This is a genomic window from Pseudomonas sp. (assembly GCF_033723075.1).
Taxonomy (GTDB): Bacteria; Pseudomonadota; Gammaproteobacteria; order Pseudomonadales; family Pseudomonadaceae; genus Aquipseudomonas.
Map to the genome: position 1 here is coordinate 1 of NZ_JAWVXU010000026.1, position 22,566 is coordinate 22,566.

Annotated in this window: 25 protein-coding genes; 23 read left to right on the forward strand and 2 right to left on the reverse strand. The window is 61.4% G+C overall.

Features of this window, described 5'->3' with window-relative positions; all coding sequences use genetic code 11:
• From R3355_RS21625 to R3355_RS21695, 15 genes are all read left to right on the forward strand, one after another.
• On the forward strand, window positions 1-190 hold a 190-nt coding region (locus R3355_RS21625; RefSeq protein WP_318950560.1), incomplete at its 5' end, for an OprD family outer membrane porin.
• 497 nt (window positions 191-687) lie between these two features.
• A complete protein-coding gene (locus tag R3355_RS21630) occupies window positions 688-2,142 on the forward strand; it encodes a UbiD family decarboxylase (protein WP_318963135.1) in 1,455 nt (484 codons plus the stop codon).
• A 141-nt stretch (window positions 2,143-2,283) separates the two neighbouring features.
• Window positions 2,284-3,264, forward strand: a complete 981-nt coding sequence (locus R3355_RS21635) for a TRAP transporter substrate-binding protein (protein WP_318963136.1) — start codon at window positions 2,284-2,286, stop codon at window positions 3,262-3,264.
• Window positions 3,265-3,339: 75 nt separating this feature from the next.
• Window positions 3,340-3,918: a TRAP transporter small permease gene (locus R3355_RS21640; protein ID WP_318963137.1), complete on the forward strand. Its 579-nt coding sequence runs from the start codon at window positions 3,340-3,342 to the stop codon at window positions 3,916-3,918.
• A gap of 3 nt (window positions 3,919-3,921) precedes the next feature.
• On the forward strand, window positions 3,922-5,184 hold the full coding sequence (locus tag R3355_RS21645) for a TRAP transporter large permease (RefSeq protein ID WP_090504741.1): 1,263 nt from the start codon (window positions 3,922-3,924) through the stop codon (window positions 5,182-5,184).
• A gap of 79 nt (window positions 5,185-5,263) precedes the next feature.
• Window positions 5,264-6,013, forward strand: a complete 750-nt coding sequence (locus R3355_RS21650) for an SDR family NAD(P)-dependent oxidoreductase (RefSeq protein WP_244527339.1) — start codon at window positions 5,264-5,266, stop codon at window positions 6,011-6,013.
• A 51-nt stretch (window positions 6,014-6,064) separates the two neighbouring features.
• Window positions 6,065-6,853, forward strand: coding sequence for a fatty acid hydroxylase family protein (locus R3355_RS21655; RefSeq protein WP_318963138.1), 789 nt, complete (start codon window positions 6,065-6,067; stop codon window positions 6,851-6,853).
• 71 nt (window positions 6,854-6,924) lie between these two features.
• Window positions 6,925-8,367 carry an aldehyde dehydrogenase family protein gene (locus tag R3355_RS21660; RefSeq protein WP_318963139.1) on the forward strand — a complete coding sequence of 481 codons (1,443 nt, stop codon included), beginning with the start codon at window positions 6,925-6,927 and terminating at the stop codon, window positions 8,365-8,367.
• Window positions 8,368-8,390: 23 nt separating this feature from the next.
• Entirely contained in the window at window positions 8,391-9,344 is a 954-nt protein-coding gene (locus tag R3355_RS21665) for a LysR family transcriptional regulator (protein ID WP_090504751.1), read from the forward strand.
• Entirely contained in the window at window positions 9,328-9,954 is a 627-nt protein-coding gene (locus R3355_RS21670; protein ID WP_090504755.1) for a UbiX family flavin prenyltransferase, read from the forward strand. The genes R3355_RS21665 and R3355_RS21670 overlap by 17 nt, the downstream gene beginning before the upstream one ends.
• Window positions 9,955-10,622: 668 nt before the next feature.
• Window positions 10,623-11,594: an XdhC family protein gene (locus R3355_RS21675; protein ID WP_318963140.1), complete on the forward strand. Its 972-nt coding sequence runs from the start codon at window positions 10,623-10,625 to the stop codon at window positions 11,592-11,594.
• Complete coding sequence (locus tag R3355_RS21680; RefSeq protein ID WP_318963165.1) at window positions 11,584-12,231, forward strand: nucleotidyltransferase family protein; 648 nt, start codon at window positions 11,584-11,586, stop codon at window positions 12,229-12,231. The genes R3355_RS21675 and R3355_RS21680 overlap by 11 nt, the downstream gene beginning before the upstream one ends.
• A gap of 13 nt (window positions 12,232-12,244) precedes the next feature.
• Entirely contained in the window at window positions 12,245-13,099 is an 855-nt protein-coding gene (locus R3355_RS21685; protein ID WP_090504760.1) for a helix-turn-helix transcriptional regulator, read from the forward strand.
• A 456-nt stretch (window positions 13,100-13,555) separates the two neighbouring features.
• Window positions 13,556-13,948, forward strand: coding sequence for a GFA family protein (locus R3355_RS21690; protein ID WP_318951440.1), 393 nt, complete (start codon window positions 13,556-13,558; stop codon window positions 13,946-13,948).
• A 241-nt stretch (window positions 13,949-14,189) separates the two neighbouring features.
• On the forward strand, window positions 14,190-14,687 hold the full coding sequence (locus tag R3355_RS21695; protein ID WP_318963141.1) for a hypothetical protein: 498 nt from the start codon (window positions 14,190-14,192) through the stop codon (window positions 14,685-14,687).
• A 187-nt stretch (window positions 14,688-14,874) separates the two neighbouring features.
• Here the strand turns inward: R3355_RS21695 and R3355_RS21700 are convergent, their stop codons facing one another.
• Window positions 14,875-15,768, reverse strand: coding sequence for an AraC family transcriptional regulator (locus R3355_RS21700; RefSeq protein WP_318963142.1), 894 nt, complete (start codon window positions 15,766-15,768; stop codon window positions 14,875-14,877).
• A 138-nt stretch (window positions 15,769-15,906) separates the two neighbouring features.
• On the opposite strand from R3355_RS21700, the gene R3355_RS21705 reads away from it, so the two are divergent.
• The 3 genes from R3355_RS21705 to R3355_RS21715 are packed head-to-tail and all read left to right on the forward strand — an operon-like array spanning window position 15,907 to window position 18,039.
• Entirely contained in the window at window positions 15,907-16,650 is a 744-nt protein-coding gene (locus tag R3355_RS21705; protein ID WP_318963144.1) for an SDR family NAD(P)-dependent oxidoreductase, read from the forward strand.
• 16 nt (window positions 16,651-16,666) lie between these two features.
• Window positions 16,667-17,068 (forward strand): VOC family protein, encoded by a 402-nt coding sequence (locus R3355_RS21710; protein WP_318949305.1) that lies wholly within the window; start codon window positions 16,667-16,669, stop codon window positions 17,066-17,068.
• A complete protein-coding gene (locus R3355_RS21715; RefSeq protein WP_318963146.1) occupies window positions 17,065-18,039 on the forward strand; it encodes a saccharopine dehydrogenase family protein in 975 nt (324 codons plus the stop codon). Before R3355_RS21710 ends, R3355_RS21715 begins: the two co-directional genes overlap by 4 nt.
• Window positions 18,040-18,043: 4 nt before the next feature.
• Here the strand turns inward: R3355_RS21715 and R3355_RS21720 are convergent, their stop codons facing one another.
• On the reverse strand, window positions 18,044-18,451 hold the full coding sequence (locus R3355_RS21720) for a helix-turn-helix domain-containing protein (protein WP_318949307.1): 408 nt from the start codon (window positions 18,449-18,451) through the stop codon (window positions 18,044-18,046).
• 98 nt (window positions 18,452-18,549) lie between these two features.
• Between R3355_RS21720 and R3355_RS21725 the strand changes: the two genes are divergently transcribed.
• From R3355_RS21725 to R3355_RS21745, 5 genes are all read left to right on the forward strand, one after another.
• Window positions 18,550-19,014, forward strand: a complete 465-nt coding sequence (locus tag R3355_RS21725; protein ID WP_318963148.1) for a nuclear transport factor 2 family protein — start codon at window positions 18,550-18,552, stop codon at window positions 19,012-19,014.
• A 221-nt stretch (window positions 19,015-19,235) separates the two neighbouring features.
• Complete coding sequence (locus R3355_RS21730; RefSeq protein WP_318963149.1) at window positions 19,236-20,906, forward strand: nitrite/sulfite reductase; 1,671 nt, start codon at window positions 19,236-19,238, stop codon at window positions 20,904-20,906.
• Window positions 20,903-21,427: a DUF934 domain-containing protein gene (locus R3355_RS21735; protein WP_318949310.1), complete on the forward strand. Its 525-nt coding sequence runs from the start codon at window positions 20,903-20,905 to the stop codon at window positions 21,425-21,427. Before R3355_RS21730 ends, R3355_RS21735 begins: the two co-directional genes overlap by 4 nt.
• Window positions 21,424-21,789, forward strand: a complete 366-nt coding sequence (locus R3355_RS21740; RefSeq protein ID WP_318949317.1) for a CidA/LrgA family protein — start codon at window positions 21,424-21,426, stop codon at window positions 21,787-21,789. The genes R3355_RS21735 and R3355_RS21740 overlap by 4 nt, the downstream gene beginning before the upstream one ends.
• The gene (locus tag R3355_RS21745) at window positions 21,786-22,508 is read left to right on the forward strand and encodes an LrgB family protein (RefSeq protein WP_318963150.1); all 723 of its coding nucleotides are present in this window, start codon (window positions 21,786-21,788) and stop codon (window positions 22,506-22,508) included. The genes R3355_RS21740 and R3355_RS21745 overlap by 4 nt, the downstream gene beginning before the upstream one ends.
• Window positions 22,509-22,566 lie beyond the last annotated feature (58 nt).

The window sequence follows — 22,566 nt, forward strand, 5'->3', positions numbered from 1 at the left end:
CAACGTCGACACCGGCCGCGGTTTCGAGGGCAAGGAGTGGGAGCGCGACCTGGACGTCGGCTACGTGGTGCAGAGCGGTTCGCTCAAGGGCCTGGGGGTGAAGGTGCGCAACGTCACCGCGCGTTCCAACTACCGCAGCGACGTCGACGAGAATCGGCTGATCCTCAACTACACCCTAGCGTTATTTTGAGCCCTTCCCGGTAGCCCGGGTGATGGCTTGGCCCGCCCTCGCGGGCCTTTTTTCTCCAGTCGGCGCCCTCTGCACATGAATCAGATGCAAACACAAACCGGCAGTCGACAGGGAAAGTGTTCATTGACTTGGTAAGGCAGGGCAGCCTGGGCTGCCCACACGATGAAGCTCAGGTGACGGGGTGCAGCAAGCCTGCTGCCCCTCGTTATCAGGGCTGATAGGTGGCATCAATATTAGTTAATAGAAAATCCTCCTCCGTACTTTTAGGGTGAGAACTGGCCCAGCGATTTCAAACAACAACAATGGAGATTGCGCCGTGAAAAAACCTAGCGCTGTTGTACCCCCTGCATGCCCAAGCGGCCCTGCCTCTGCCTCTGTCCTCGACCGAGCGACAGCAGGGGCGCTGAGCGCACACCCCGCCACGGGCGGAAACCCTTAACCGACATGTCGCCCAGCAACACGACAAGTCGCCAAAACAATAACAACGAGGTACGGCCATGCAGCCTGTGACCACTCCCACACCAGCTACCGACGGAGCCTTGCCAGCAGGCAGCTGTCTGCGCGGCTGGCTTGACCATCTGCAGCGGCACCAACGCCTGGCAGTGATCCACCCCGGCGTGGACTTGTGTTTCGGCATTGCGGCGATTGCCAATCGTCTGGACGGAAAAAGTGCCTCGTTGTTCCCCGAGCCTAGTGGTCATACGATCCCGGTGGTATCCGGTCTGCTCTCCGATCGTCAGTGGATGGCCGAGGCGATGGGCGTCGAGCCCGGCGAGGTGCTGGCACGTTTCGAACAGGCCAGCCTCAATCCGCTGCCCTGGTATGAAATCTTCGATGCGCCGTGCCAGCAGGTGGTGCACCGTGAAGTCGACCTGAACAAACAGTTGCCGATCCCCACTCATAACGAGCACGACAGTGGCCCCTACATCACCGCCGGCCTGCTGATCACCCGCAACCCGCGCACCGGGGTGCAGAACGTCTCTATCCACCGCCTTCAGGTGAGTAGCCCGAACCGCCTCGGTGCGCTGTTGTTGCCGCGCCATGCCCTGGCGTTCTTTCAAGAGGTGGAAGCACGCGGCGAGGACCTGGAGGTGGCGGTGGTGATCGGCGCCGACCCGCTGACCCTGTTGGCTTCCCAGGCCATCGTGCCGATCGATCACGATGAACTGGAAATTGCCGGCGCCCTGCACGGACGGCCATTGCCGGTGGCGCGTTGTGTGACCAACCGGATCCGCGTGCCGGCCGAGGCCGAGATCGTCATAGAGGGCCGCCTGCTGGCCAAGGCGCGGGAAATGGAAGGCCCGTTCGGTGAATTCCCACAGTACTACGGCGAGCGCGCCGAGCGCCACGTGATCGAGGTTGACGCCATCACCCACCGCCGCGCGCCGATCTTCCACACCATCGTCGGCGGCGGTCTCGAGCACCTGCTGCTCGGGGGTATCCCGCGCGAGGCAAGCATGCTCGCCCATCTGCGCCGCAGCTTTCCCTGCGTGCGCGACGTGCACCTGGCCAAGGGCGGGGTGTGCCGCTACCACCTCTACGTGCAGATCGACAAACGCTCCGAGGGTGAGGCGAAGAACGTGATCCTCGGCGCCCTCGGCGGTCACTACGACATCAAACACGTCACCGTGGTCGATTTGGATGTGGATATCCACAACCCGAGCGAAGTGGAGTGGGCGATCGCCACGCGCTTCCAGGCCGATCGCGACCTGGTGCAGATCCACGAGTCGCAAGGTTCCAAGCTCGACCCCTCCACCCGTGAAGGCGTGGGCTCCAAGTTGGGGTTCGATGCCACGGTGCCGCTCAGTGCGCCGTCGTTCAAGTTTCTGAGAATCCAGGTGCCAGGCGAGTCAGAGGTGGATCTTGCCCAGGTAATAGATGACGCGGCAGGTGACTGGCGTCAGCGAGTCTTGGCTGAAACGACGGCGGAGAGCCGTCATGAACCGAGCTGATGACCCGCCCTGAAAGGTGCCTGGCGCTCGACAGCCCCCTCAGCGGGGGGGCGTGGCTCACCATTGCCTTTCCATCGCTATAGCAGTCCTGCCTAACAATAGATCGTCTGATGTGATCCACACTACCCAAGGAGAAATCCAATGAAGACAAGAACAAAAATGATGGGTGTCATCTTCGCTGCAGCAGCCTTCGTGTTCAGTGCAGCAGCGAGCGCCAAGGACCTGAGGCTGGGCCTGATCGTGCCGGGAACCCACGCCTGGTCCGTCGCGGCCACAGCCATGGGCAACGATCTGCGAGAACGCTCCGACGGCAACTACAGCATCACCATCTTCCCGGCCGGCCAGCTTGGCAGCGAGGCGCGGATGCTGCAGCAACTACAAACCGGGGCACTGGACATGGCCTTCATGACCACGGCCGAGATCACCAACCGCATCCCCGATTTTGGCGTGCTCTATGCCCCCTACCTCGTGCACAACGTCAAACAGGCCGGCACATTACTGAATGGCCCGACGGCACAGGGCCTGCTCGACAAGTTGCCGGCGGAGGCTGGTGTTGTGGGCCTGGGCTATGGCACTGCAGGCATGCGTTTGATGCTCAATGCTTACCCGACCAACAGCATCGCCGCGATTAATGGCCGAAAAATGCGTATTACGCCCTTTGCGCCGGTTAAAGATTTTTATCAGCTGCTTGGCGCGGCCTCGACTCCGATGCCGCTACCCGATGTATACGACGCGTTGGCCAACGGTCAGGTCGACGGCGTTGACGCCGATCTGGAGCTGGTCTGGAAGCTGCGGCTGTATGAGCGCGGCAGCGTGCTGGTGCAGAGCAACCACATGATGTTCCCAGTCGTTGGCCTGGTTTCCGGCCGGCTCTGGGCTCAGCTCAGCCCAGAGGACCGAGCAATGCTCGGCGAACTGACGAAAAAGCACCTGAACAACCTCTTCGGGCAATACACGGCTATCGAGGCAGAGATGCTGGAGAACGTGCAGAAGGCTGGCGTCAAGGTGGTTCCGGCGGGTCCCGAGTTCTTCGGCGACAAGCTGCAGCAATGGGAAACCCTCTGGCTCAAAAAGGCGCCGGTGCTGGCTGACCTGCGCCGCGAAGCCGAATCGATTCGATAATCGAAGCCTCCCCTGGTTCGGCAGCGCTGCCTGCCGGACGGGCTGCTCCTGCTTGACCGTATTCAAGGAGTGCAAATGGTTCATTCAATTCAAACGCTCAGTAACGGGATTGGTTGGTGCGAGCGGGGACTGATGCGTGTGCTGGTTCTCGCTCTACCGCTCATGATCCTAGTCAACGTCACCGGTCGCGCCCTGAAAATGCCGATCTTCTGGCTAGATGAGCTGGCCATTCTGACCATGGTTTGGCTGGCCATGATTGGCCTCTCCGTGACCCTCAAGAGTCGTGATGCCGTCGCGGTGACCCTGCTGCAGGATGCCGTTTCCCCAGCGCTCAGAAGGGGCCTGCAGTGCATTTCCGATGGCCTGGTACTGGGGTTCGCCGTGGCCATGCTGGTGCTCTGCTACCTGTGGTTCGATCCGCTCTTGTTGATCAGTATGAGCTTCGACTTTCAGGCATTTGCCGCGAAATCATTCAACTTCATCTATCAGGAACCCACAGCGACCCTGGGCATTGCCAAGGTCTGGTTCTGGCTGATTTTGCCGCTGGTGGCGTTGTCCAGCAGTGTGCACGCCTTGGCCAATCTGCTGCAGACGCTGACCGTACCTCAGGCGGAGTTTCTCAAGCACACAGTCCGTGTCAATTCTGGAGAGTGACCTATGGCCGCGACTATTTTTATCGTGCTGCTGTTCATCGGCCTGCCCATCGCGCTGGTACTGGCGGTCACCGCCATGTCCTACATCCAGCTGAGTGGCAATAGTGTGTTGTTTCTCTCCTATCCGCAGCAATTCTTCGGTGGGCTGGATAACTACGGTTTGCTGGCGATTCCGTTGTTCATGCTAGTGGGGGAGCTGATGAATGAGGGGGGCATAACCAAGCGGTTGGTGGCCTTTGCTTCGGTCTTTCTCGGCGCCGTCCGCGGCGGCCTGGCCTACATCAACATCATCGCCAATATGATGCTGGCGTCCATTGTCGGCTCGGCCACTGCGCAAGTGGCGGTGATGGCGCAGGTCATGGTGCCGGAGATGCACAGCAAGGGTTATGACCGCAATTTCGCCACGGCGACCACGGCGGCCGGGGCCTTGCTGGCACCGGTGATTCCGCCGTCAATGCTGTTCGTCATCTTCGGCGTGTTGGCGCAGATCTCCATCGGTGACCTGTTCATCGCCGGCATAGTGCCGGGAGTGCTGATGGCCGGAGGCTTTGTCGCCATCATTGCGCTGCTCGGCTTTTATTATCAGTACCCGGCCAGCGAGCGCCTGAGCCGGGCAGAGAAACTGAACAACATTCTCCGCAGCCTGCCGTCGCTCAGCGTGCCCGTGGTGATGATAGGCAGCATTCTCGGTGGTGTGGCTACTCCGACCGAGGCCGCCGCCGTGGGCGCTGCGATGGCAGTTTTGGTCGGGCGTTTCGCCCATGGAGAAATGAAGTTCGAGCGTATGGGCGGCATGCTGTTGAGGGTCGGCATCAACAGTGGCGTGGTGCTGGCCCTGGTGGCGGCCGCCGCGGTTTTCGGCTGGGTGATCGTCTATGAAAGGATTCCGCAGCAGCTTGGCGAGGTGATGCAGAGCATGACCTCTGATCCATTCATCTACATGTTGCTGGTGATCGCCCTGCTGCTGGTCGTGGGCATGGTCATCGACGGCATCGCGGCTCTGATCCTGCTGGTACCGATCCTGTTGCCGGTGGCCCAGGGCGTCTATGGCATCAACCCCTATCACTTGGGGGTAGTGATGTGCATCAACCTCACTCTGGGGCTGCTGACACCACCTGTCGGAGCGGCCCTTTATGTCGCTTCCCGCGTTACGGGTTGTCGGCCCAGCGAGATCATGCGGCCTCTGCTGCCTTTCCTGCTGGTGACTCTGTTGACCATGGTGCTGATTGCTTGGCAGCCCGGCTTGGTGACCGCATTCATTTCATGAAAGGCCCCTCCTTAGTGGGCGGAACTCTCACCCGGCCATCCCCGCCGGAGATCAACCTGGAGAAAATGCTGTGAACCGAATGAAAGACAAGGTGGCGATCATTACCGGCGCCGCGCAAGGAATAGGTGCTACCTACGCCAAGGCACTGGCTGCCGAGGGGGCGAAGGTCGTCCTCTGCGACCTGAATACCCCGAACGAGACCGCGGCGGCGATCCGCGCCGAGGGCGGCAGCGCCCTGGCGCTGGCCTGCGATGTCACCGACGGTGCCGCCGTGCAAGCCATGGTCGAGGCGGCGGTGGCGGAATTCGGCGGCGTGCAGGTGCTGGTCAATAACGCCGCGCTGTTCGCCACCCTCGAGCTCAAGCCCTTCGAGCAGACTAGCTCGGCGGAGTGGGACAAGATCATGGCGGTCAACGTGCGCGGCTCCTTCGAGTGCGCCAAGGCGGTGCTACCGGTGATGCGCAAACAGGGCTACGGCAAGATCGTCAACATTGCCTCGGCCACCGCCTTCAAGGGTGCGCCAATGATGCTTGCCTATGTCGCCTCGAAGGGTGCGGTGATCGCCATGACCCGCTCCATCGCCCGCGAGGTGGGCGATACCGGGATCCGCTGCAACTGCCTGGCCCCCGGTTTGACCATGAGCACTAACGTGCAGGCCAATGCCGCCTGGGCCGACGATATCGTGCGCAACAACATCGCCAGCCGTTGCCTCAAACGCGAGGCAGTGCCGGAAGACTTGATCGGCGCACTGCTGTTCCTGGCCAGCGCCGACAGCGACTTCATGAGCGGCCAGACTGTGGTGGTCGACGGCGGCTCGGTGACCCACTGATAGGGGGGGAATCCATGCGCAGCCGATATTTCATTGAAAGGGTAAACCGTTATGAATCGTGAACAACAAATCGTTGAGCGTTCGCACGCATACCGCGAGAGCTATCGTGCGTCCACGCCCAGCTGGTATCGCGGCGAAATGCACCTGGCTTTCACTCTGCTATTCACCGGCGCGGTGCTCTGGTACTGCGCCAGCCAGATTGTCGATACGAGCTGGCAGGAGTGGTTGCTGGTGGTAGTGCCGATGTTCCTGTTCGGCAATTGGGCCGAATGGGCGGGCCACCGTTATTTGCTACACAGCCCGAGGAGCTGGCTCAAGCCGGCCTACAAGCGGCATGTCGCCACCCACCATCAGTTCTTCTCGCACAAGACGCTGGACTATCACGGCCATCAGGATTGGCGCGCTCTGCTGTTTCCCCCATTCGCTCCTGTGTTGTTCGTGCTGGCCGCGCTGCCGCTGGCCCTGCTGCTGGGCACGTTATGGACGGCCAACGCAGGCTATATCGCAATGCTGACGATGGCGGCCTACTTCCTGATGTACGAAGGCCTGCACACGCTGTCGCACCTTGAGCATCCGCTGCTCGATGCCATGCCGCTGGTCAACACGGTGCGCCGCATGCATGTCCTGCATCACAACCCGGACTTCATGCACACGCGCAATTTCAACCTGACTTTTCCGATCTGCGATGCACTGTTTGGCACCAGTGACTTGAACAAGGGCGTGCTGGGCACGCTGTTCAACGGTATGTCGGATGCGGCGCGCAAACCCGAGGACCAGGCTCGCGTTGATGCGCAGCAGGTCGAGCGCGCGCCCAAAGCGGCTACCGAACACCAGCTCTGACAGCGAATCAGCGAGCGGTCGGCTCTGGTGGTCGACCGCGGCTCGCTGATCCACGGAATACCGGAGGACTCATGCAAAGTAGACATTTCATCGATGGACAATGGACCGATGCGGGACGTTGGGCGGACAGCTTCGACCCAGCCAGCTGCGAGTTGATCGGCCGCTTCGCCGATGGCGGCGAAGCCGAGGCGCAAGCGGCGGTCTCCGCCGCCGCGCGTGCCTTCGCCAACCCGAAGTGGTCACAGAACCCGCGCCTGCGTCAGCAATTGTTGCTGGACTGGGCCGCAGGACTCAAGGCACGCCAAGAGGAGCTGGCGCAGCTGCTTACCCGCGAGAACGGCAAGGCCCTGGCGCAATCGCGCGGTGAGATAGCCGGGGCGATTTCCGAGATTGTCTATTATGCCGGTCTGGCCCGGCACAACCCCGGCCATGTGCTGGAGGTGGCGCCTGGCGAGTTCTCCACCATGTTGCGTGAGCCGGCCGGGGTCGCGGGCCTGATCATCCCATGGAATGCCCCGGCGGTGCTGCTGGTGCGCGCCCTTGCTCCGGCGCTGGCGGCCGGCTGCACCGCGGTGATCAAGCCGGCGCCGCAGACCGCGCTATTCAACGCGGCCATGCTCGAGCCGCTATTCGCCCTACCGAGTCTACCGGCCGGAGTGGTCAACCTATTCGCTGAAACTGGGCATGTCGGCGCGGCGTACCTGGTGGCTTCGCCGCTGGTCGATGTGCTCAGCTTTACTGGCTCCACCGCAACCGGCCAGCGCATCATGCAAGACGCCGCAGCGACCATGAAGAAGCTGTCCCTTGAACTCGGCGGCAAGTCCTGTTGCCTGGTCTTCGAGGATACCGACGTCGAGGCTATCGCACCGAAGCTGGCGGCAGCAGCAACTATCATTTCCGGCCAACAGTGCACCGCCGCACGGCGCGTGCTGGTGCAGGCCAGCCGTTTTGCCGAGATGAAACGTGCGCTCAGTGCCTCGCTCAGCGAAATCCGCCTGGGCCACGGTTTGGAGGCGACGACGCAAATGGGCCCACTGATTGACTGGCAGTCGCGCGACAAGGTCGAGAAGCGTATCGCCGAGGCGCTGGACTGTTGCGACGAGGTGCTGCTGGCCGGTGGCCGCCCGGATGGCGCGCTGAGGCAGGGCGCCTTCCTCGCCCCTGCACTGATCGCCCACCGTGATAGCGGCGCGTTCTTCTGCCAGGAGGAAATCTTCGGCCCGCTGCTGGTGCTGGAAGCTTTCGACGACGAGGCCGAAGCGGTAACCCGTGCCAACCACAGCGAGTTCGGCCTCTCCGCCAGCGTCTGGACCAATGAGGGCGCGCGGGCCTGGCGGGTCGCCCGCGCACTGCGCAACGGTACCGTATGGCTCAATGACCACAACAAGCTGTTCGCCGAGGCAGAGACCGGCGGCTACCGCAAGAGTGGCTTGGGCCGCTTGCACGGGGTCGATGCATTGCTGGATTTTAGCGAGCTCAAACACATCTACCAGAGCGTCGGCACTCTGGGCTGACGGCAAAGGCGAGGATGACGACGGTGGAACTGCGCCAACTGAAGTACTTCACCTGCCTTTACGAGGAAGGCTCGGTCACCCGCGCGGCGCAGCGACTGAACATCGTCCAGCCGGCACTATCCATGCAGATCGCCAGGCTCGAGGAGGAGCTCGGCCAGACATTGTTCGAGCGCAGCTCCAAGGGCATGACGCCAACCGAGGCCGGCGAGCAGGCCTACCGACTGTTCATGCCGGTACTCGGGCAGATCCTCGAGGCGCGGCAGACCCTGATCAATCGTAGCGGCGAGATCGGTGGGCGGGTCAGCGCCGGGCTCATCGCCTCAGCGACCAACAATGCTTTGGCCAACACCCTGGCCTACTTCGTTGAGCATCACACTGAGGTGGAGCTGTGCGTGACATCCGGTTACAGCCAGGAACTGATCGAGAAGGTGCTGGCCGGCGTGCTGGATTTCGCGGTGATCAACCAGAGCTTTCAACAGGACAGCCTGCTGGGGCACGACATCCTCGACGAGGAGCTGCTGCTGGCCACCGGAGCGGCCAACCGCCTGAACGGCCCATTGCCGCTGCCACTGGCCAGCCTGCCTGGGCTGAAGCTGGTGCTGCCGTCGCGTCGCCACGGGTTGCGTATGGTCATCGACCAGCGGCTCGCCAGCCTGGGGTTGGAGGTTACTCCCCAGCTGGAGGTGGACGATCTGGCGGTGATCGAGGACTTCCTCCGTCGCAGCGACTGGGTCAGCCTGCTGCCGGCTACTGTGCTGCACCGCGGCCTGCACGAAGGCGCTCTGCGCGCCTACCCACTCGCCGCACCGGGGATTACCCGGCGCATGGTCTGTGTGTACGACCCGCGCCGTCCGTTGACCCCGGCGGCGATGTTGTTCATTGAGGTGATCGGTAAAAACATGATGGCGGCACTGAATACCATTCATTTTTACAAGGAAGGCCAGATTGAGGAGAGCGAGCATGAGCGAGTTGATTAAACCCCGCGTGCCGCGGCTGATCATCGGCATTTCCGGCGCTTCCGGGGCCATCTACGGTGTGCGCCTGCTGGAGCTGCTGCAGGACACGTCGATCGAAACACATCTGGTGGTAAGCAAGTCGGCGCTGATCACTCTGGCCCACGAGACCGAGCTGTCCTGGTCACAGCTCAAGGGGTTGGCGGATGTCAGCTACTCCAACCAGGACATCGGCGCGGCCATCGCCAGCGGCTCGTTCAAGACCATGGGCATGGTCATTGCACCCTGTTCGGTGCGCAGCATGTCGGAGATTGCCAGCGGCGTGACCTCGACACTGTTGACCCGCGCCGCCGACGTGGTGCTCAAGGAGCGTCGGCGTTTGGTACTTATGGTTCGCGAGACGCCGTTACACCGCAACCACCTGCGCAGCATGAGCGAGCTGGCCGAACTCGGCGCGGTGATCGCGCCGCCGGTGCCGGCGTTCTATGCCAAACCGAGCAGCCTGGAAGAGATGGTCGATCACACTCTGGGGCGGGTGCTGGATATGTTCGATATCGAGTTGGGCATTGTCCGCCGCTGGCGCGAGCAAGTGGAAAATGTCGCGACTCTGGACGAGGTGCGAGTTGATGCATGACTGAGATACGGCGGCTTCAGCCAGGTAGCTCTGCAATAAGTCAGTGATCAGTTGCAGGGTCTGCACGCACACCTCGTTCTACGAAAAGGGCCAGCAGTAGTCCAGCAGCACTGCGCGGCAGGGGTCTGCCATGCGGAGCTGAACAATAACCACTTGCTCCGGCGTGGCAAGCCCTGGATTACCAACAAAGACCGGCGGATGTTCGCCAGATGCACCTCCAGGTCGGACAGGGGAATGTCCGGGTGCAGTCAGCTGTCGCTCCACCGTGAAAGATGCACTCGATATTGTCAGCGTGGTGAAACGCCAGGCGGCGGTGGTACAGCGGATACCATCGAGGCTGTAGGTTTCGATGATGATACGTGGCGCCAGGGCGATACTAGCGAGCACCCTAGGGTCTTTTTTATTCGTCAGCGCGTGGCCTTTTACGCATCAATCAGACTAAAAGGCAAATTTGTGGGCTACAGGGTCAATATTCCATTGAGTTGGCAAGGCGTGCGCCATTCCGTTGCCATAGCCTGACCGTACGGCGGCCGATTGATGAAATGCCCATCACCAAGATGGTTTTCCGCACTAGCACATGCCCGGGTTAGTGCGGATCGGGCAAGTTCTCGCCTGCTGGCTTCCATGCCGGGGCTTGGGCGATGTCATCGTTACGAGGTACTGGAATCATGCGCCATCTCGATCTACAGGTTGTCAGCCAGGCACTCGAATGGGCCCGTGCCGGTCGTGCGCTGTGGTTCTGTACGGTACTCTCGACCTATGGCTCGGCGCCGCGCGCGCCGGGGGCAATGCTGGTGGCCAGCGGTGCTGGTGAGCATGTCGGTTCGCTCTCCGGCGGCTGTGTCGAGGAAGAATTCCTCGCCAGCCTGGCCCGTGGCGAGCTGCGTGAGTCGGCGCAGATTGTCCGCTACGGCGACAGCGCCGAGGAGAGTCGGCGCCTGCGTTTGCCGTGCGGTGGGGTGCTGGTTGTGCTGGTGGAGCACCGCGCGCCCAGCGGCGAGTGGATCGAGCACCTGGAAAGCCTGCAGGTGGCATTGCTCGGTCAGCATCGCCTAGTGCGTCATGTCGACCTTACCAGTGGTGCGCTGCGCCTGGATCCGGACGCCGGTCAGGGTAGCGAACGGGTGCAAGTCGTGGGTGAAACGGTGCGCATTCATGTCGGCCCGGTCCTGCGCCTGATTCTCGCCGGGCTCTCCCCGGTGGCCGAGGCCTGCGCCGCTTTTGCCCGCGCCATCGGCTGCGAGGTGATTGCCTGTGACCCCCGTGAGGAAGTCGAGCACATCGTGCTTGACGGTGTGCAGATGCAGCGTGTCCTGCCCTCGCTGTTCATCGGCGCTGGAGGTTGCCACGCCGCCACCGCGGTGGTGGCGTTAACCCATGATCCACGTATCGACGACCTGGCCCTGATGGAGGCCGTGCACACCCCGGCGTTCTACATCGGCGCCATGGGCTCGCAGGCCACGTCGGCCAAGCGCGCCGAGCGGCTCAAGCGCGTTGGTGGCCTGTCCAACGAGCAGATCGCGCGCCTGCACATGCCCATCGGTCTGGATCTGGGCAGTAAGGCGCCGGCGGAAATAGCCCTGGCGGTAATGGCGGATGTCCTCCGTGTATACCATGGCAGGGCGCGCCATGCCTTGTGATCAGGTCATTGCCTTGGTACTGGCAGCCGGCAGCAGCAGGCGTTTCGGTACCGACAAACGAATGGCACTGTTGGCCGACGGTAGAGGTGTGCTGGAGTCGACCCTAGTCGCGGTGGCGGAGGTATTTGCGCGAGTATATGTAGTATTGCGCGCGGAGGACTCGCCTGCCGCTTTGGGCGTTCCGCCAGGTATTGGCGTGATCCGGGCACCACACGCCACTCGCGGAATGGGTGCCAGCCTGGCGCAAGCGGTTGCCGAGCTGGCAGAGAGCGAGGCCGAGGCGCTGGCGGTATTCCTCGGCGATATGCCCTGGATCGACGCTACGACTCAGCGGTACTTGTGCACGAGGGTGAATAGATCAAATATTGTTCGTCCGCACTATCGAGGTGGGCCAGGACATCCGGTGTTGTTTGGCCGAAACTTCTGGCCCGCCCTGCGGCGACTCGATGGCGATAACGGTGCCCGTGAACTGCTCCGTGAACAGCGCACTGTGTGTGTAAATGTTGACGTGGAGGATTCTGGTATCCTCCAAGATATCGATACGCCTGCTGGGCTCCGGCCAACTATTGCGAGGGCAACCTTCCAAGACGGCGCAGATATCGTCAAGCGCCGCGGACAACACCCATCCAACGGATGAGGGAGAACAGCTTATGTCAGTCGCACAACGCGTATTTCATGGCAATTTCGGCCGAGTTGCCTTGTTGAACATGAATAAACCCTTAGTCATGCATACCCATTCGGAATGCCATGTACTGGTGAAAGTGGCGGGTGACGACACCTTCTTCAACGTCCGAGGCCGTCAGGTGCCGCTGACTGACCGCAATGCTGTCTTGGTCAACGCCTGGGAACCGCATTATTTCGATTACCAGGCAGGTGCCGGCAATACCTTGATTCTGGCTCTGTATATCGAGCCGGCCTGGCTTGCCACCGCGCAACAGTCGCTAGCCTTGAGCAGCCGGCCAGACTTTTTTGCGCAATCTTCCATGGAGCTGAGCACGCAAAACCGCAATCTGGCGGATCGCTTGATTGCTGAAATGCACAGCCTTGGCCTGGTTCCGCAGGAGCGTATTGAGTTTTACTTGTTCGACCTCCTCATCCAGCTGATCGAAGACTCCTCGCAGTGGCGGCATCTCTGTCGGATGGGCGTTCGCACCGCCAATGAATACCGCGACGCGCGAGTGCGCAAAGGTACCGACTATTTGCTCAATCACTTGGATGACCTGGCGCCAATCGACAATGCGGCCAAATTCTGTGGTCTGTCACGCGCGCACTTCTATTCCCTGTTTCGCAAGGATACCGGCATGACACCCAACCTGCTGCTCAACGCGGCGAGGATGCAGCGTGCCTTTTCCTGGCTCGACAGCGAGCGTAGTGGCACCCTGGGCTTGCTTTCCGAGTCGTTGGGTTTCTCCGAGCAGGGGCATTTCACGCGCTTCTTCAAGCACCACATCGGCGCCTCGCCGAGCCAGTACCAGCGGGTGGTGGACAGTTACCCGCATTCCTGAGCCATAGATCGTTGGCTTTGAATAGAATTTGCGGAGTGTTGCTGTTTTTGCGGTGCGCCCTTTGTTAATTGTGGGCATGTCCCTCCACGATGCTTTTTTCCTGAAAAAGGTAAGAAGGACTGAATCGCCCCAAGTTTTGTATACGCAACTGAAGGTCCACCTACCTCCGATTCCTGCCTGTGCTCATGGGCAGCTCCGGGCCGACTGCTGCCCGTCACAAAGGGCTGCAACAACGACCCTTTGCAGTCGTTGAGCTGCTATTTTGACAATCGCCGATAATGGCCGTTTGCGAGATCACGCCGGCGCGTCAGCCGGGGAGGCCGGCCTTGCGCTAGCCATCAACGAAATGCTCAAGCGTCGCGCAATGGCTCCGTCGTGGCCCATGGGGTAGAGCCTCGTGGAAGTCCGGGGTTCGTTGTGAACATTCCGAGCGTTTGATTTTAGAGGAGACGCAGCATGGATCGATTCACGGGCGGTTGCCTTTGCGGCAATGTCCGAATTGTGGCGTCGGGGCGCCCATTCCGGGTCGGCCTTTGTCACTGTCTCGACTGCCGCAAGCATCATGGGGCTCTTTTTCACGCCTCGGCGGTGTTCCCCCAGGATGCGGTGACGATTGATGGCGAAACACGCGACTACGCAGGGCGGTTTTTTTGTCCCCGCTGTGGCTCGTCCGTTTTCGCACGCAGCGCAGACGAAATCGAAGTGAACCTGGGATCCCTGGATGCCCCTGACCAACTGATGCCATCCTATGAACTCTGGACCGTCCGTCGCGAGTCCTGGTTGCCGTCCTTTCCGCTCACGAGACGATACGAGCGTGATCGTGACGCCACGGGTCGCTTTGAGGAGTAGTGGCACAAAACCCCAACGCTGCCGTTGAAAACCGGCAAATATCGGCCAGGGCCTGCCTGTCGCGTCTGGCCGCTGTGGGTCGTTATCCGCCGTTTCCGGTAGGCCGCTGCTGGCGCGAAAGCAAGCGTGTAGACCCGGAAAAACCCCCCTTTGGCCGACGAACCCAGCCAAGACTGAATACAATATGCCCCGATTACCCTGGGCCATAGATATGGCTTCATCGCACAAGGAACTCGCCTCCATGGCCTCCGCAGATAAACAGCAAAAACGCGCCCAGCGGGCCAAAGCCAAGGCCAAGCAGAATCGTTCGGGCAAGGCCAAAGCCAATGTCGTCCATCCGCTGTTGGCCAATCCGTTGGTCAACGAGCCGTTCGATGATGTGGAAATCGACTTGAGCACCTTCGACTTCAAAGACATCGAAGAGAACGGCTTCGACCCGGCGCACTTCGACGATCTGTTCCAGGCGATGAGAGTAGGCGAGGGCATCAGCCTGCTGGCGATGTGCCTGGTGTTCCTGCAATACCCGGTGTTGGAGCTGGTGGTGGCCGAGGAAGCGGAAGACGCGGCCACCGACTTCATGATGGGTCTGCTGATCACCTATCGCGGGATCTTCCACGATGAGGACGAAGACACGGCAGTGGAGTGGATCGGCAGCGACGCTTTCCAGAATGCTTACAACGAAGCGTCGATGATCCTGCAGAAGAAGAACGCTCGCGGCACCCCAGGCGCCCGCGTTTAGCCGCGCGCCGAGCAGCCATTGTAGGCAAGTCCATTCGGCCGGTGTCCGGTCCAACCGAAAGCGGCCTGTCATCAAGGGGCAGCTTCCGATCCATCAGAAGATTGATTTGTTGGCCCTATAGCGTGGTGCTTCCAAAGAACGGCTGCCAAGCCGACTCGATACCTGGCTGGCTAACCGTCATTTTCACCTATCTTCTCTGGCCGCGAGTTTCCCCAAGAATCCTCGCCGCATCTCGTGCTGGCGGTAAGCCAAATACCCGTGCGTAATCGCGGCTGAACTGGGTAGCGCTTTCATAGCCGACCTCAAGCGCCGCGTTGGTGACACTTTTGGCGTTGGCCACCAGCAACGTCCGAGCCTGAAGTAATCGAACCCTTTTTTGATATTGCAACGGGCTCAGCGCGGTGACGGCTTTGAAATGACGGTGAAAGGCTGACACGCTCATCGCCGCCCGTTGTGCCAGTGCCTCCACCCGAATGGACTCGGCAAATTCCCGGCGAATGTACTGGATGGCCAGGCTGACCCGGGCCATGGCGCTATCGGGTGCCGCGATATCACGCAGCATCCAGCCGTGGGGGCCCTGTAAAACACGGTACAGAATCTCCCGTTCGTAAACAGGCGCCAGGGCCGCAATTTCTTCAGGCCGGTCCATCAACCGCAGCATGCGTACCCAGGCATCCATGAGGTCGGGCGTCACGGCGGCTACCGAAAAGCCTGCGTCCTTTTCGTATTGACCAATAGGTTCTGGCAGATCGGCGAGTAATGTCGCCAGGACCGCTGGGTCGAGTGTCAGGCTGACCGCCAGGTAAGACTCGCCGGATGCGGCGGGATGGACTTGGCCGACCGCTGGCAATTCGATGGACATGACGAAATAGGTCGCCGGGTCATAGCGAAGCGTGCGGTCGCCGATAGTCATCGATTTACTGCCTTGCAGGATCAGGTTGATCATTGGGTCGTAGACCGCGGCCAGCAGGTGCTCAGGGATTTTGCCCTGGACCATGGCTACGCGCGGGATGCCCGTTTCCGTGCGGCGGTTTTCGGCCCGGGAAGCCAGGGCGCGAAGTTCATTCAATGGGTTTGTCATAGGAACCATCTGAACCCAGGCTGATGCGTCCACGCAAGCAAAAAGCAGAAACAGGCAGGATTCGAGTAGGAACGGCGGCGCTCGCTGCGAAGGCGATGGTTACTGTGGTGACTCAACTCAGTGACATTGGAGCAGCGAATGAGCGTTATCGTCATTACGGGTGGCAGCCGGGGCATCGGCGCCAGTGCGGCCGAACATTGCGCTCAGCGCGGCATGGGAGTCATCCTGACTTACAAGACCAATGCTGATTCAGCAACCTCTGTCGTCCATCGTATCCAGGCATCGGGCGGCAAGGCCGTGGCGCTTGAACTGGACGTTGCCGACGTGAGCCGTTTCGACAGTTTCCGGGAAGCCGTGGCGCTTACCTTGCAGGCAACCTGGGGTGTGGCAACGCTCGGCGGCCTGGTGAACAACGCGGGGCATGGCTTGTTCAATCCTCTGGAATCGGTCACCGAGGCGCAGTTTGACGGTTTGCTGAACGTGCACCTTAAGGGTCCGTTTTTCCTGACTCAATCCTTGCTGCCGCTGATGGAGGAGGGTGCCTGCATCGTCAACCTGACCAGCGCCACGACCCGCGTCGCCACTGCGGGAGTCGCGCCTTATGCGGCCTTCAAGGGCGGGCTCGACGTGCTGACCCGTTACATGGCCAAGGAGTTCGGCCCTCGGCGTATCCGTGCCAATGCTGTCTCGCCGGGGGCGATTCGCACCGAACTGGGTGGCGGTTTGAATGACGAGTTCGAGGCGTTACTCGCGTCGCAAACCGCTCTTGGTCGGGTGGGCGAACCGGAGGACGTCGCTCGCGTTATCGCCATGCTGCTGTCCGAAGAAGGCCGCTGGATCAACGCTCAGACTATCGAAGTCGCGGGCGGCTACATCATCTAAATAGCGAGGCTAGCGCATGCTTGATCATATTTTTATCTCGGTAAGCGACGTTGATCGTTCCATCCGTTTCTACACCGCAACACTGACCCCGCTTGGCATTACCGCGCGACTTGATTACGACGGCAAGGATGGCCCTCCAGGCCACCCGGATCTCAAGGGATTCGGCGCCAATGGGCGGGTATTTTTCTGGTTGCGCGAGGGCGTAGTGGAGGGGAGGGCCGTTCATGTTGGCTTCGTGGCGAACAGCAAGGCCGAGGTCAATGCGGCCTACGCGGCGGCCATGGACAATGGCGCTCGCGACAACGGCGCCCCAGGCGCACGTCTGTATTACGACCCCAATTACTACGCTGCCAATGTCCTTGACCCGGACGGCTACAGCCTCGAGTTCGTCTACAAGAACTGGCAGCACGACCAATGAATAAATTAATGATCTACGGCGCGACGGGCTACACCGGTCGCATGGCTGCCGAGCATGCCAAAGCGCTGGGGCTGGACGTTGTGATCGCTGGGCGCAATGCCGAAAGATTGGCGTCTCTCGCTGCGCAACTGGACGTTGCTTACCGCGTGTTCACCCCGGATAAGGCAGCTGAATCCGTGGAAGGCATCGGCGTGCTGCTGAATTTCGCAGGGCCTTTTGCACAGACGGCGGACGCCTTGATGCAGGCCTGCATCAAGGCGGGGGTCGACTACCTGGACATTACCGCCGAGATCAACGTCTATCGGCAGGCGGAACGGCTTGGCGCTCAGGCCGCCGAGGCGGGTGTCATGTTGCTGCCTGGGGTCGGCTGGGACGTGGTGCCGACAGACTGCCTGGCAATGCATGTCGCTCGCCGTGTACAGGATCCGCAGTCGCTGAAGGTGGCGCTACAGGTCGCAGGCTCCATGTCACGGGGATCGGCTTTGAGTGTCAGCGAGATCATTGGCGCGGGCCTCTTGGCACGGGTTGACGGGCTGCTGGTGGCAACACCCGACGCGCAGCCGCAGCACTTCGATTTTGGCGATGGCCCGGCACTGTGCGCGCCGCTGTCCTTTGGTGACCTGATCACCGGCTGGCATTCCACCGGGATCCGCAATATCGCCATGTTCGTGCACATCACCGGAGATGCCTTCCCGGAAGGCGATCTCTCACAACTTCCCGACGGCCCAAGCGCTCAGCAGCGTGAGGCCAACCGCGCCCGCGCAGTGGCTGAAGTGACAGGGGCTGACGGCATGGTTGCGCGTTCAGTGATCGAGACCGTCAACGGCTACACCTACACACCTTTAGCGGCTGTGGAGGCGGCGCGGCGGGCGCTGGGCGGTGAGCGGCGACCAGGCTTTGAAACCCCTGGACGGATGTTCGGAGTCGGTTTCGCCGAGACGATTGCAGGGACCACAATCACTGATTTATAGGGTGCTACAACGCCTCGACTTCGCGCTCATCGAATGCCGACTGCGCTTGTATGACGGTGGGCAAATGATTGATCGTCCAGAGGTATAAGGCCCGGAACGGTTCCTCCAGTGTCCGGCCCAATGGCGTGATGCTGTACTCCACCGCGATCTGCGAGGATGGGATTACCCGACGGGCAACAATGCCATTGCGTTCAAGGCGGCGCAGGGCTTGCGTCAACGCTTTTTGGGTAATGCCGTCCAGGCAGCGCTTGAGTTCATTGAACCGCAGCGGCTCCTTGCAAAGCGCTGTGAGGATCAGCACCGACCACTTATCGGCGATCTGATCCAGCAAGTAACGGCTCGAGCAGTCGACTCTGTTGTCCTCTGTATCTGAGCCGATTTGGGTCAGCGCCTGATCGCCCCTTTCCTGCATGCGGTTTCCTCCGATATACCTGATGACTTCAAAGTGCGTAATTGATATCTGGTATACAACTTATACCATGGCGACTCATCTTCAATAAGGCGTTAACCATGTCGTTCACACAGCCAAATGAAACTGCAGACAAGCTCGCTGTAGTTGAAACCCTCTACCGATTTGCCGCAGGTATTGATCTGCGTGATCGTGACCTTCTCGCGTCTGCGTTTGCCGATGATGCGATCTCCGATTTCAGGCCTGCCGCGGCAAAAGCTGGCTTTGAATACCCTGTATTGGAAGGTAGGGAGATTATCGTCGCGGCCCTGTCGGACGCTTTAAGCCTGATCGACACGACGCATTCCGTGAACAATCCTCGGGTCAGCGTCGACGGTGACAAGGCGCATTTGGAAGCGCTCGTGGAAGCGCAACACGTGCCGCAGAACGATCACTCGCGCCACTACCTCATGAAAAACCGCTACGACGTCGAACTTATGAGAAAGGGCGAGGTTTGGCTGATTCAGCGCGTCACGATTGATAACGTCTGGCGTACCGGCGATCCAGGCGTGCTCTCCGGCGTTTAGACAATTCACAGATGCCCGGTCGCGCAACACCAGAGCCTTAGCTGTTGGCAGCTAATGCATTCGGCGCGTGAGTGTCGCCTGAGACAATGGGCGTTCTGAATCTGGCAGCATCGCGCGCCGGAGGCATCCAATCTGCTCCGTATTTTTCCGCTGGATCTGCAGCTGTTTCGCTATCAGGGCCACGCGCATAGTGTGGCCATCGATAACAGCCGAGGCCGCCGATGTACCAATACGATGAATACGACCGCGCTCTGGTGCGCGAGCGCGTGGCGCAGTTTCGCGATCAGATCGAGCGGCGGCTCAGCGGCGAGTTGAGCGAGGAAGAGTTTCTGCCGCTGCGTTTGCAGAACGGCCTCTACATGCAAAAGCATGCCTATATGCTGCGCGTGGCAATTCCCTACGGCACCCTGTCCGCACGGCAACTGCGCACCCTGGCGGGTATCGCCCGGGACTACGACCGCAACTACGGGCACTTCACCACCCGGCAGAATATCCAGTTCAACTGGATCGAGCTGGAGCAGGTCGGCGATATTCTCGAACGCCTGGCCGAGGTCGAGATGCATGCGATCCAGACCTCCGGCAACTGCGTGCGCAACATCACCACCGAGGCCTTCGCCGGGGTCGCCGCCGACGAGCTGCTCGACCCGCGGCCATTGGCGGAGATTCTGCGTCAGTGGTCGACGGTCAACCCGGAATTTCTCTACCTGCCACGCAAATTCAAGATCGCCCTGTGCGCCGCGCAGGAAGACCGCGCGGCGGTGATGATGCACGACATCGGCCTGTACCTGTATCGCGATGCGGCCGGCAAGTTGCTGCTGCGGGTGATGGTCGGCGGTGGCCTGGGGCGCACCCCGATCCTCAGCCAACAGATCCGCGAGGGCCTGCCCTGGAATCATCTGCTGTCCTACGTCGAGGCCGTGCTGCGGGTCTACAACCGCCACGGCCGGCGCGACAACAAGTACAAGGCGCGGATCAAGATTCTGGTCAAGGCCCTGGGCATCGAGGCCTTCGCCCGGGAAGTCGAGGCCGAGTGGCAGCAGATCAAGGACGGCCCGGCGGAGCTGACCGCGGCCGAGTATCAGCGGGTGGCGGCGGCATTCGTCGCGCCGGTCTATGCCAGCCTGGATGAAGCCGACCTGGACTTCGGCAGCGCCCTGGCCCGCGACCCGGGCTTCGCCCGCTGGGTCTCGCGCAATGTACGCCCGCACCGGGTAGCGGGTTACGCCTCGGTGGTGCTGTCGACCAAGCCGGGGGCCAGTTCGCCGCCCGGGGATGTGACCTCGGCGCAGATGCACGCCATCGCCGACCTGGCCGAGGACTTCGGTTTCGGCGAGATCCGCATCGCCCACGAGCAGAATGTGGTGCTGCCGGATGTGCCCAAGGCCGATTTGCATGACCTTTACCAGCGCGCCCTGAGCCATGGCCTGGGCACTGCAAATATCGGCCTGCTGACCGATATGATCGTCTGCCCGGGCGGCGATTACTGCGCCCTGGCCAATGCCAAGTCGATCCCCATCGCCCAGTCGATCCAGCAGCGTTTCGCCGACCAGGACGCCCTGCACAGGCTCGGCGAGCTGAGCCTGAATATCTCCGGCTGCATCAATGCCTGCGGCCATCACCATATTGGCAATATCGGCATCCTCGGCGTGGATAAGAACGGCAGCGAGTGGTACCAGGTGACCATCGGCGGGGCCCAGGGCAAGGCCAGCGCCCTGGGCAAGGTGATTGGGCCTTCGTTTAGCGCGGTGGAGATTCCCGAGGTGATCGAAGGCCTGGTCAAGACCTTCAGCGACTACCGCGAGGTTGACGAACGCTTCGTCGATACGGTGCAGCGCATCGGCCTCGAACCGTTCAAGGAACAGGTCTATCGCAAGACCCAGGTGCCGGCATGAACAACCTGATTCGCTTGAGCGCAGGCGAGGCCCGGGTGGTGGCGGATGATCCCTGGCAGTGGCTGCGCGAGCCGGACCAGGCGCGACCCGCCGGCCCGTTGATCCTGCCGTTGGCGGCCTGGCTGGCGCGCCAGGATGAGGCGACGCTCGCGGGCCGGCGCTTCAGCCTGGATGGCCTGTGCCTGGCCCCGGATGACGAGGTCGAGAGCATTGCGGCCTATCTGCCGGTGCTGCCGCTGATCGCCATCGAGTTCCCCAGCTTCCGCGACGGCCGCGGTTACAGCCAGGCCTACCTGTTGCGTACTCGGCTGGGCTGGACGGGCGAATTGCGCGCGCTCGGCGATGTATTGCGCGACCAGCTCAGCCATATGCGCCAGTGCGGCTTCGATACCTTCGCCGTGCGCAAGGACAAATCCGCCGCGGACGCGCTCAAGGGCCTGGCCGGCATGAGCGTGCTCTACGGCCGCTCGGCCATCGAGCCGCGGCCGTTGTTTCGTCGGCGCAGCAGGGGAGAGGGCTGATGCTAAAGGGCTTGACCTGGCTGGTGCTCTTGCAACTGCTGGGCACACTGCTCAGCGCCTTGTGGCTACCCATGCTGCCAGGAGCAATTATCGGCATGTTGCTGTTGTTCGGCGTGCTCATCGTGCGTGGCCAGGTGGGCGACCCGCTCAATCAGGCGGCCAGCGGCTTGCTTGCTTACCTGCCATTGCTGCTGGTGGTGCCTGCTGCCGGGATCATGCTGGCTGGTGATGCCTTGCGCGAAGACGGTCTGGCCATTGCTGTGGCGCTGGTGCTGTCATTGCTGGTGACCATTCCATTTTGCGGCTGGCTACTGCAGCACCTGATAAATAGATCAGCAGACAAGTCGGGAGAACGTCCATGAGCCTGGCGGAGCTGCAGGGGGGAGGGCACAGCGTTGTCCACCATCCCTTGTTTGCACTGGGCTTGACCCTGCTGGCCTTTCAGCTTGCCCTCTGGCTGTATCGGCGCAGCGGCTGGTTGCTGCTGCAACCGGTGATGGTCGCCATGCTATTGGTGGTGGCAGCACTGTTCGCCTGCGGCCTGGATTACCCCAGCTACCGCGAGGGTGCCGCGCCCATCGCGTTGTTGCTGGGGCCTGCGACCGTGGCCTTGGCAGTACCGCTGTATAGCAACCTGAGGCGTATCCGCCTGCTGCTCTGGCCCGTGTTGCTGACCGTGATGCTCGGCGGCACGCTGACGGTGCTGCTGACCCTGTTGATCGCCCAGGCCCTGGGTGCCAGCGTGCCGGTACTGGCCAGCCTGTCGAGCAAATCCGTGACCATGCCGATTGCCATGCTGGTCACGGAGCAACTCGAGGGCATCGTGCCGCTGGCGGCGGTAGCCGTGATGCTCACCGGAGTCATAGGCACCGCGTTGGGGCCGTTATTGCTAGGCTGGGCGAAGGTCGATCATCCAGCCGCCCGCGGCCTTAGCTACGGCATCAACGCCCATGCCATCGGCACTGCACGGGCGCTTGAAGAAGGCGAAGAATGCGCCGCTTTCGCCGCATTGGGCATGAGCCTGCTCGGCGTGATGACGGCAGTTGTGCTGCCATTGGCGGCAAACTGGCTGTTCCTGTAGTGAAACCAGCGCGCGGACTAGAACAGAGCACACTGCATGTCAGTGCATGAGATTTCGC

Excerpts from the sequence above, each read along its gene's own strand:
- R3355_RS21675 (WP_318963140.1), top strand. The coding sequence starts at position 10,623 with ATGCGCCATCTCGATCTACAGGTTGTCAGCCAGGCACTCGAATGGGCC.
- R3355_RS21745 (WP_318963150.1), top strand. The coding sequence starts at position 21,786 with ATGAGCCTGGCGGAGCTGCAGGGGGGAGGGCACAGCGTTGTCCACCAT.
- R3355_RS21705 (WP_318963144.1), top strand. The coding sequence starts at position 15,907 with ATGAGCGTTATCGTCATTACGGGTGGCAGCCGGGGCATCGGCGCCAGT.
- R3355_RS21690 (WP_318951440.1), top strand. The coding sequence starts at position 13,556 with ATGGATCGATTCACGGGCGGTTGCCTTTGCGGCAATGTCCGAATTGTG.
- R3355_RS21660 (WP_318963139.1), top strand. The coding sequence starts at position 6,925 with ATGCAAAGTAGACATTTCATCGATGGACAATGGACCGATGCGGGACGT.
- R3355_RS21650 (WP_244527339.1), top strand. The coding sequence starts at position 5,264 with ATGAAAGACAAGGTGGCGATCATTACCGGCGCCGCGCAAGGAATAGGT.
- R3355_RS21700 (WP_318963142.1), bottom strand. The coding sequence starts at position 15,768 with ATGACAAACCCATTGAATGAACTTCGCGCCCTGGCTTCCCGGGCCGAA.
- R3355_RS21720 (WP_318949307.1), bottom strand. The coding sequence starts at position 18,451 with ATGCAGGAAAGGGGCGATCAGGCGCTGACCCAAATCGGCTCAGATACA.
- R3355_RS21645 (WP_090504741.1), top strand. The coding sequence starts at position 3,922 with ATGGCCGCGACTATTTTTATCGTGCTGCTGTTCATCGGCCTGCCCATC.
- R3355_RS21710 (WP_318949305.1), top strand. The coding sequence starts at position 16,667 with ATGCTTGATCATATTTTTATCTCGGTAAGCGACGTTGATCGTTCCATC.
- R3355_RS21735 (WP_318949310.1), top strand. The coding sequence starts at position 20,903 with ATGAACAACCTGATTCGCTTGAGCGCAGGCGAGGCCCGGGTGGTGGCG.
- R3355_RS21730 (WP_318963149.1), top strand. The coding sequence starts at position 19,236 with ATGTACCAATACGATGAATACGACCGCGCTCTGGTGCGCGAGCGCGTG.
- R3355_RS21695 (WP_318963141.1), top strand. The coding sequence starts at position 14,190 with ATGGCCTCCGCAGATAAACAGCAAAAACGCGCCCAGCGGGCCAAAGCC.
- R3355_RS21630 (WP_318963135.1), top strand. The coding sequence starts at position 688 with ATGCAGCCTGTGACCACTCCCACACCAGCTACCGACGGAGCCTTGCCA.
- R3355_RS21715 (WP_318963146.1), top strand. The coding sequence starts at position 17,065 with ATGAATAAATTAATGATCTACGGCGCGACGGGCTACACCGGTCGCATG.
- R3355_RS21640 (WP_318963137.1), top strand. The coding sequence starts at position 3,340 with ATGGTTCATTCAATTCAAACGCTCAGTAACGGGATTGGTTGGTGCGAG.
- R3355_RS21670 (WP_090504755.1), top strand. The coding sequence starts at position 9,328 with ATGAGCGAGTTGATTAAACCCCGCGTGCCGCGGCTGATCATCGGCATT.
- R3355_RS21635 (WP_318963136.1), top strand. The coding sequence starts at position 2,284 with ATGAAGACAAGAACAAAAATGATGGGTGTCATCTTCGCTGCAGCAGCC.
- R3355_RS21655 (WP_318963138.1), top strand. The coding sequence starts at position 6,065 with ATGAATCGTGAACAACAAATCGTTGAGCGTTCGCACGCATACCGCGAG.
- R3355_RS21685 (WP_090504760.1), top strand. The coding sequence starts at position 12,245 with ATGTCAGTCGCACAACGCGTATTTCATGGCAATTTCGGCCGAGTTGCC.
- R3355_RS21725 (WP_318963148.1), top strand. The coding sequence starts at position 18,550 with ATGTCGTTCACACAGCCAAATGAAACTGCAGACAAGCTCGCTGTAGTT.
- R3355_RS21680 (WP_318963165.1), top strand. The coding sequence starts at position 11,584 with ATGCCTTGTGATCAGGTCATTGCCTTGGTACTGGCAGCCGGCAGCAGC.